This is a genomic window from Patulibacter sp. NPDC049589, assembly GCF_040675535.1.
Classification (GTDB): Bacteria; Actinomycetota; Thermoleophilia; order Solirubrobacterales; family Solirubrobacteraceae; genus Patulibacter.
This window is the reverse complement of record NZ_JBFAPC010000156.1, coordinates 11297-13049: the sequence shown is the minus strand read 5'-3', so window position 1 is coordinate 13049 and position 1753 is coordinate 11297. Positions and strand designations below refer to the sequence as shown.

Below are 1753 nucleotides of genomic sequence, written 5' to 3'. Positions count from 1 at the left end.
GCTTCGCGGGCCGGGCACCACGCGACCCACGACCTCCGACCACGAACCACTCTCGATCACGAAACCGAGCTACACCACAAAACGCGACTTGACTCCGGCCCGCGGCGGCACGCCCACCGGGAACCCTTCCTGGGAGGTACCAACGCCGGTGGCCGTCGCTCGGGGCAGATCGTCCGTCGTGCCGCTCCGCCGCCACCGCGGACCACCTGGGAGGTGCAGACGCCGGTGACGAGGACGGCCGGCCACGCTCCAGGATCGTCTCGGCCTCGTTCCGTCACCGATTCGTTGCGATCCGTGGGTCACGTGGCGCGGCTGCCGAGCCAAGCTCCGTGCATGCCTGAGAGGACCCCGTCGATCGCGTCCGTTCCGGAGCCCATGCGCCCCGATCCGCACGGCCCGTGGGGCCGCGACACGGGCCCCTCGGGTGACGGCGAGCGCAACGCCCCTCGGGGCTCACGGCCCGACGTGCACACGAGGATCGCCTGGGACACGGAGATCGCACGACTCGCCCACGCGCAGCACGGTGTGGTCTCGACCGCCCAGCTCCTCGCCGCGGGGCTCACGACACGGGCGATCGGGACCCGGGTTCGTCGCGGGCAGCTCCACCGCATCCATCGTGGCGTCTACGCGGTCGGGCACCGGCTGCTGTCGCCTCGGGGATGGTGGATGGCCGCGGTTCTCGCCGGCGGCGACGGCTCGCTGCTCAGCCACCGTGCCGCGGCGGCGCTCTGGGGTCTGATCGACGGTTCCCCGTACGTGGTCGACGTCGTGACGCTGCGGCGCGAGCCGACGGCGAAGACGGTTCGGGCGCACCGCGTCCGCTCGATCCCCCCGGACGATCGTGCGGTGCGTGCCGGCATCGCCTGCACGTCGGTCGCGCGGACGCTGCTGGACCTCGCCACCGTTGTGAGCACGCAGGCTCTCGACCGGGCACTGCGTCGCGCCGAGGACCGCCGGCTGTTCGACCGCATCGCGATCGAGGCCGTGCTGCGACGCGGATGGCGCGGGTCCGTCGCGCTGCGCAGCGCGGTCTACTCGTTCGCGGCGGAGCACGCCGAACGCGTGGCGCTGAAGCGCGAGCTCGAGCGCCGCTTCCGGGAGCTCCTGCGGCGGCATCGGTTCGTGCTTCCCGTGACCAACGTCGCCGTCGACACGCCGTGGGGCACGTACGTCGTCGACACCCTCTGGCCCGACGTGCGTGCGGTCATCGAGGTCGACGGGTGGGACTCCCACCAGGACCGCGAATCATTCCGGCGCGACCACGCACGCGGAGCGGAGCTCGGCGCCGCGGGCTACCACTTCACCCGGCTCACCTGGCAGCAGGTCGTCGACGAGGAGGCGAAGACGGTCGAGATGCTCCGCCGACTGATCCCGAGCCTCGACGGCCGAACACCGGTGCCGAGGCATCCGCTGCCCGGCCGCGCTGGCGTTGGCCCGGGGGTCGGGGGAGCGGGCCCGGCCTCCGCAAGTTCTGGCCGATGACGACGACCAGCCCGCCCCGGATGAGCCGGGCCCCGGGGCGGCTCATCCGCCCCGGCCACGCCCACCCGGGAGCCTTCCTGGCAGGTACGCATGCTGGTGCCGGCCGCGGGCCGCGCTCGTTCGTCGACGGCTCCGGCCACGCCCACCAGGAAGTCTTCCTGGCAGGTACGAATGTTGGTGCCGGCCGCGGGCCGCGCTCGTTCGTCGACGGCTCCGGCCACGCCCACCAGGAAGTCTTCCTGGCAGGTACGAATGTTGGTGCCGGCCGCGG

General features: G+C 73.0%; 2 protein-coding genes. Both read left to right on the top strand.

Features of this window, described 5'->3' with window-relative positions:
• Nucleotides 1-333 precede the first annotated feature (333 nt).
• Nucleotides 334-1482 (top strand): type IV toxin-antitoxin system AbiEi family antitoxin domain-containing protein, encoded by a 1149-nt coding sequence (locus AB0L40_RS22235; RefSeq protein WP_364359834.1) that lies wholly within the window; start codon nucleotides 334-336, stop codon nucleotides 1480-1482.
• On the top strand, nucleotides 1479-1753 hold a 275-nt coding region (locus AB0L40_RS22230), incomplete at its 3' end, for a hypothetical protein (RefSeq protein WP_364359832.1). The genes AB0L40_RS22235 and AB0L40_RS22230, both read left to right, overlap by 4 nt.